Genomic DNA, 5,908 nt, shown 5'->3' with positions numbered 1-5,908 from the left:
AGATTGTCATTTTTTATATGATGAGAATCAATGATGAATTGGAGTACTATACAACTTTAAAACACTCTTATAAGTGATACTAAATTCTAGTGAACTATTAAGTTGAGTAAAAGAAAAATAGCCTTATCTTCTTGATAAGGCCATTTTTTAGTTACAGTATCCTATAAACTATTTTCTACATATTTATAGCTAGCTTGAACTTCATCAAAGATTTTAATTAAATTGTATATTAATTTGGAAAATCTTGAAACTCCAATTGCACTTCTTTAAAAATAGTGTTAATTACTTCTCGTTCAATTTTATCTAAGTTATGCTCTACAATTAAATTATTTTTTAAGTTTAGCAAACCAATTTTATCATTTCTTTGCATTATTTCAAATAAAATGGCAAATTTAAAACTATCTCTCTCTTCTTTCGACCAATTTCTTATATCACTTACATCATAGTCATCTAAAAATCTAACTAATTTTGCTTTTGAATATATTGTTTGTCCTAACAACTCATCAGTAGTCGTATTAAAAATTTGAGCTAGTTTAACAACGTTTTCCAGTTTGGGTTCCGTCTTTCCATTTTCCCAGTCACTATATGTATTTCGTTTTACACCCAGTAATTCGGCTATTTCTTGTTGTTTCAGCCCCTTATTCTTTCTTAATCTCTTTATATTATCTCCAAAAATGCTCATATTTTCTCCTAATTAATTTAAAATGTCGAAGATTGCGACATTTTTCTTGACAATTTCTAAAAACGAGTGTATTATAAATTTGTCGGATAAACCGACATTTCTAAATAATAAAAATTTTATCGGAGGTAAATGCCTATGATTGTATTAAAAAGTCTTTGATAATCATGACAAAATCAAAGACTAAACAAAATTTCTATAAGACCATTATACCACACTTTCGTTAGAACGGGGGAATATGGATATAAATAAACTTGTTTCCTCGGTTGACGGTTTAAACTCTGTCAGTACTGCTAAAAAATGGATAACCTTGATAAAGGAAATTAGTGGTCATGAGTTTAAAAAAGTTCAAGCAAGGAATAGTAGGCAGTTTGTAAGTTTTTATAACTTCACTGACGATGATGTTGAGGATTTCAGGACGATTGCTTATTTGAAAAACGAGATGTCATTAAAAGATGCTATAAGGGAAACTTATGGAGATATTCATAAACATAAGGAAAACACCCTTACTCAGCAACTCGAAACCCTTAAAGAAGATTTTATTACCTTGAATGATAATTTTAAGAATTTGTATTCTAGTAATAAAAAACTGCAAATAAAATTTCAACGATTGGAAAAAGAGCAAGAAGAAATTCTCTCAACACTTGAACTACTTCCATTTGGTGCTTGGGAAAAAGCTCGTAGGAAGTTCGGCAAGTAGGTTTGTTACGGTCAGCGAGTAGGTTACCGCAGACCGTAACAAATCGTAAGCGCAGACGAACAACAAAGAGCTTTTTCAAGGTTGGTGAGGGTGTGTAGTAACACCACCCTCTGCAAGTCAGGTGTATTATCGAAGAATGCAGTATTATCAAGACTTTTCACGGTTTTTAAGGTGGTAAAATTAGGCAAAAAGTTGAGTCAAAATTTATGGCAAAAAACGAGAGCTTACGTTCTGTTTTTGACTGGATTCAAATCCAGTTTAATACATTCGACTTTTCACTGGAAGAGATAGTTGAAGATATCTTACTTCTTGATACAGAGCTATTTATTATTGATAAGGGCAGTCTTAAATACTATGAATATGACTCTCAAATAAACTATGGTAATATCCGTATCTACTATGGTGATGAAGAAAATTCTTTCATGCTTGTCATGTCAGGACAAGCATTAGAATTCTATCGAGATATGGTTTTAACCCCAAAGGGACTTTCTGAACGTCACTTCTTGGATAATCTATATTCCAATTATAAGTCATTTTCAGTAAGAAGAATTGATATCGCAATAGACGATTTTAATGAAGTTCCTTACTTCACTCCAAATCAACTTTCTAAAATTTGTAGAAAAAACCGCTTCCTATATGGTAAGAGCAACTACTACATTACCTACGGAGATGAGAAAACGGGACAAACCTTATATTTAAGAAAACCTAATGATAATGAAAGACTTAGAATATATGATAAACGCTTAGAACGAGCATCTAAGCTCGGTGTCAGCAAGAGATTTATTGAAAATTGGATAAGAACGGAGTTAGAACTTAGGAAAGAGAAAGCCCACTACTTCATTCAAGAATGGCTCAAGTCCGAAATAGACCTTCTAAACTTTACAAAAGGATATCTAAAGGATAAAGTGAAGTTTTATACTGATAGTCAATTTTCAAAGCCTCTAAGGTTTTGGGAAAAATTCTTAGGTTCGTCAACTCCAGTTACTATTACTATTTCAAAAACAAAGACAGAACTAGAAAAAAAGTTAGATTGGTTTGTCTTTAAAGGTTCTGGAGCCATTCTAAAAGCATATAAGTTTCTCTATGAAAATGGATTACTATTTGAACAAGAGAAAGAGAACTTTGAAAAATTAGAAGCTTTGGAGTTTCCTCCAGAGTTAGCAAGTCAACTCATAGAAAGGGTAATATCCTTCAAAAGAGAAGATTTAATACCAAAAATTAAGGATAACATAAAAAGGAGAAATTAAACATGGCAAAAATGCTATCACAAAATGACTGGAATTTCGATAACATCGGAACGAAATTTGAATTGGATGAGGTACTTCCAAAATTTGAAACAGAAGTCAGAGCCGATGAAAATGGCGAGATTATCAAAAATAGTGATGGAAGCGAAAGACGATTTAATACCCAAAAGATTGTTGGTTGGAAATATAATATTACTATCAAAGATGGACCATTTAAGAAGAAATCAACACAAGTATCCGTTGACAATCCTGAACCATTAGTTGATAATGATTATATTCAAGCAATGGATGAAGTACCTATTACATTTGAAAATCTTCGAGCTTCAATGATTAGCAAAACGATGTATTATAAGGCTGATGCTATTCATTTGGTAAATAATAAGCAAAAATAATTCAATGGCTAGGGGAGTAAGAACTCCCCTTAATTTATAAAATTATCAAAGGAGAACCAATGATTAAAACCGTAACAAAAGATGATTTGATTGAACTTGGATTCAGCCCTGGTACCGCAAGAAAAATTATACATACTGGGAAAGTACTACTAGTCAATCGTGGCTTTTCTATCTATAACAATAAACGAATCGGTACTATTCCAGCAACTATTGCAGAAGAACTTCTAGGACTGGAACTGCAGAAAGAAGCATAGAATATGGCTATTCGTAAAAATAAAGATGGTTCTTGGATTGTCGATGTTTCGAATGGTATTAATGCTGTCACGCTTAAACAACGTAGAATAGTTAGAAAAGGATTTAAAACGAAAAGGGAAGCTCTGGAAGCTGAACAGTATTTAAGAAGTGTAGAACTAAAGGAAAAAAGCTTTGGTTCAAAAGTAACAATAGATATTCTTTATAAGCTATTAAAAGAAGAAGATAAAACAAATAATAGAAAAAAGAGTTATATCGATACACAAGAAAATAACTACAACAAGCATATAAAAGATTACTTCTCAAAAGTTTATGATGTTTCAAAACTCACTTATGAAGATATCTATCAATTTCGAGAAGATTTAAGAGAAAAGAATGCCAAAAACTCTGATAAGTATTTGAATCCGAACACGATCAATAAAATAATGATTTTATTGAAAAAAATATTAGATGTAGGATTAAGAAAAGGGTATTATAACGATAATCCTGTTAGACTACTTAAAAAACTACCAATAGAAAAAAGAAAAATGAATTTTTGGACTGTGAAAGAATTTAAGCATTTCCTTTCTCTATTTGAGAAAGATGAATATAATGTTGAACTACTTTTTACAGTACTATTCTTCACTGGACTGAGACTAGGAGAAGCACTTGCACTTACGTGGAGGGACATAGAATTTCCCACAAGTACAATTCATGTAACTAAGTCAGTATACGTTAATAATGGTGAGGAACATATTAGTAGTACAAAGACAAAAGCTGGTACTAGAAGAATCATTATTCATAACAAACTAATAAAGACATTAGAAGAATGGAAAAAAGAACAGACAGAACGACTAAGAGAATTTTCTACTGATACAGAAAAACTTCAAGTATTTCAGAATAGTCCAATCACTCTAACGAAAAATTCTATTGAAAAACAATATAAAAAAATTCTAGCTAGAGATAGTTCTTTAAAGAAAATAAGGATTCATGATTTTAGACATTCTCACGCTTCTCTTTTAATAAACCAAGGCGAAGATTACTTAATTGTAAAAGAGAGATTAGGACACGCTTCTATAACTACTACAATTGATACATACTCCCACTTATACCCAAGTAAACAAAAAGATTTAGCAGATAAACTAGATAATCTATTATAAAAAGAACAGCCAAAATAAATGCTGTTCTTTTTCTTATTGAAAATAAAAATAACTAAGCTCTAAAAAATTACTTGGTATTTTCACGAACCATTCTTTCAAAATATTCATCTATACTTTCAGACGACTTTGTTATTCCCTCCGCTTTATACTTTTCTAAACTTTCCTTAATCGCATTCTGAGTGACTTCATTTACTCTGATATATCCCTCATACGAGGATTATTATCTAAATTTTCTACCATAGTTCCCTCCAATTTCTGATAGATGAGAACTCTATCATTCAAAAAATTTTGTTTAACTAATTTCCCAATATTTGTTTTTGGAAAAAGTAAATCACTAACTAACAAAATATCTATCTCTCCATCAAAAATAGTCAACAATTTTCCATAAACCTCAAAATAGGTTGATTCATCTTCTAACTCTAAAGCAATATCCACATCACTTTTTTCATCTGCTTCACCTATTGCATAGGAACCAAATAAATAGACTTTTGATAAGTTATATTGCTTAGCAATAGGATTAATCTTAGCCTTAATTTCATCTATTTTATAAACCACGAGAACCTCTAAATTACCCCCAAAAAATACCTATAACATCGAATAATAAAAATTATTCATTATCGAAAAATTCAAATACATCTTTCTTATTACTAAAATCAAGTTTAACAAGTTTTGACTTTTCTTTCGCTAGAGACTTAATATCTCTTTTTGCTTGTTCGACTTCAAGCTTTGAATAGTTTTCTTGATTGTATAACATGAAATCTCTCCTAGAATAATATCTATCTATTGTATATTTTAACATAAAACGAATCAAGTTTAATTCAAAATATGTTAAATATTTTCTTCTAAATTTAGCAAAAAAAATTTTATAAGTAATTTTAAGTAACTCTGAAAGAAAAAATTGGAAGAAAAAATAAAAAGACAAGGCTCGAAAACCTTGTCATTATTACTATACCGGCGGCCGGGGTCGAACCGGCACGTCCTTGCGGACACTGGATTTTGAGTCCAGCGCGTCTGCCAATTCCGCCACGCCGGCAAATAGTAACTGGGGTAGCTGGATTCGAACCAACGCATGAGGGAGTCAAAGTCCCTTGCCTTACCGCTTGGCTATACCCCAATAATATAAAATAGGCGAGTGATGGGGATCGAACCCACGCATGCCAGAGCCACAATCTGGTGTGTTAACCACTTCACCACACCCGCCATAATTCTATTAACACGGGCAGTAGGAATTGAACCCACACTGAAGGTTTTGGAGACCTTAGTTCTACCTTTAAACTATGCCCGTAAAATGGAAGGGGAGGGATTCGAACCCCCGAACCCGAAGGAGCGGATTTACAGTCCGCCGCGTTTAGCCTCTTCGCTACCCTTCCAAAATATATAAATGGCGCGAGACGGAATCGAACCGCCGACACATGGAGCTTCAATCCATTGCTCTACCAACTGAGCTACCGAGCCTTATTGCGGGAGCAGGATTTGAACCTACGACCTTCGGGTTATGAGCC

8 protein-coding genes and 6 tRNA genes are annotated in these 5,908 nt (G+C 32.4%); 5 read left to right on the top strand and 9 right to left on the bottom strand.

The window, feature by feature from the left end; all coding sequences use genetic code 11:
* Nucleotides 1-229 precede the first annotated feature (229 nt).
* On the bottom strand, nucleotides 230-682 hold the full coding sequence (locus GEZ84_RS10485) for a helix-turn-helix domain-containing protein (RefSeq protein WP_153224486.1): 453 nt from the start codon (nucleotides 680-682) through the stop codon (nucleotides 230-232).
* Nucleotides 683-917: 235 nt separating this feature from the next.
* Between GEZ84_RS10485 and GEZ84_RS10480 the strand changes: the two genes are divergently transcribed.
* The 5 genes from GEZ84_RS10480 to GEZ84_RS10460 all read left to right on the top strand — a co-directional run bounded on the left by GEZ84_RS10480 (nucleotide 918) and on the right by GEZ84_RS10460 (nucleotide 4,406).
* Nucleotides 918-1,379: a hypothetical protein gene (locus tag GEZ84_RS10480; protein WP_153224485.1), complete on the top strand. Its 462-nt coding sequence runs from the start codon at nucleotides 918-920 to the stop codon at nucleotides 1,377-1,379.
* A gap of 206 nt (nucleotides 1,380-1,585) precedes the next feature.
* The gene (locus GEZ84_RS10475; RefSeq protein ID WP_153224484.1) at nucleotides 1,586-2,626 is read left to right on the top strand and encodes a replication initiation factor domain-containing protein; all 1,041 of its coding nucleotides are present in this window, start codon (nucleotides 1,586-1,588) and stop codon (nucleotides 2,624-2,626) included.
* A 2-nt stretch (nucleotides 2,627-2,628) separates the two neighbouring features.
* Nucleotides 2,629-3,015, top strand: coding sequence for a hypothetical protein (locus GEZ84_RS10470; RefSeq protein ID WP_153224483.1), 387 nt, complete (start codon nucleotides 2,629-2,631; stop codon nucleotides 3,013-3,015).
* Nucleotides 3,016-3,074: 59 nt separating this feature from the next.
* Nucleotides 3,075-3,269: a DUF3173 domain-containing protein gene (locus GEZ84_RS10465; RefSeq protein WP_153224482.1), complete on the top strand. Its 195-nt coding sequence runs from the start codon at nucleotides 3,075-3,077 to the stop codon at nucleotides 3,267-3,269.
* A gap of 3 nt (nucleotides 3,270-3,272) precedes the next feature.
* Nucleotides 3,273-4,406 carry a tyrosine-type recombinase/integrase gene (locus GEZ84_RS10460; RefSeq protein WP_153224481.1) on the top strand — a complete coding sequence of 378 codons (1,134 nt, stop codon included), beginning with the start codon at nucleotides 3,273-3,275 and terminating at the stop codon, nucleotides 4,404-4,406.
* Nucleotides 4,407-4,595: 189 nt separating this feature from the next.
* Here the strand turns inward: GEZ84_RS10460 and GEZ84_RS10450 are convergent, their stop codons facing one another.
* From GEZ84_RS10450 to GEZ84_RS10415, 8 genes are all read right to left on the bottom strand, one after another.
* Nucleotides 4,596-4,961, bottom strand: coding sequence for a nucleotidyltransferase domain-containing protein (locus tag GEZ84_RS10450; protein ID WP_319946451.1), 366 nt, complete (start codon nucleotides 4,959-4,961; stop codon nucleotides 4,596-4,598).
* A 52-nt stretch (nucleotides 4,962-5,013) separates the two neighbouring features.
* Nucleotides 5,014-5,160 carry a hypothetical protein gene (locus tag GEZ84_RS10445; protein ID WP_153224480.1) on the bottom strand — a complete coding sequence of 49 codons (147 nt, stop codon included), beginning with the start codon at nucleotides 5,158-5,160 and terminating at the stop codon, nucleotides 5,014-5,016.
* Between the two features lie 195 nt (nucleotides 5,161-5,355).
* Nucleotides 5,356-5,439: transfer RNA gene (locus GEZ84_RS10440), tRNA-Leu, on the bottom strand.
* 9 nt (nucleotides 5,440-5,448) lie between these two features.
* A tRNA-Gln gene (locus GEZ84_RS10435) sits at nucleotides 5,449-5,520 on the bottom strand.
* A 13-nt stretch (nucleotides 5,521-5,533) separates the two neighbouring features.
* Nucleotides 5,534-5,606, bottom strand: a tRNA-His gene (locus GEZ84_RS10430).
* Nucleotides 5,607-5,620: 14 nt separating this feature from the next.
* Nucleotides 5,621-5,691: transfer RNA gene (locus GEZ84_RS10425), tRNA-Trp, on the bottom strand.
* A 4-nt stretch (nucleotides 5,692-5,695) separates the two neighbouring features.
* A tRNA-Tyr gene (locus GEZ84_RS10420) sits at nucleotides 5,696-5,776 on the bottom strand.
* 12 nt (nucleotides 5,777-5,788) lie between these two features.
* Nucleotides 5,789-5,861: transfer RNA gene (locus tag GEZ84_RS10415), tRNA-Phe, on the bottom strand.
* Nucleotides 5,862-5,908: the final 47 nt, after the last annotated feature.

This window comes from Streptococcus mitis (genome assembly GCF_009496155.1).
Classification (GTDB): domain Bacteria; phylum Bacillota; class Bacilli; order Lactobacillales; family Streptococcaceae; genus Streptococcus; species Streptococcus mitis_BQ.
This window is presented reverse-complemented; position numbering and strand designations above follow the sequence as displayed.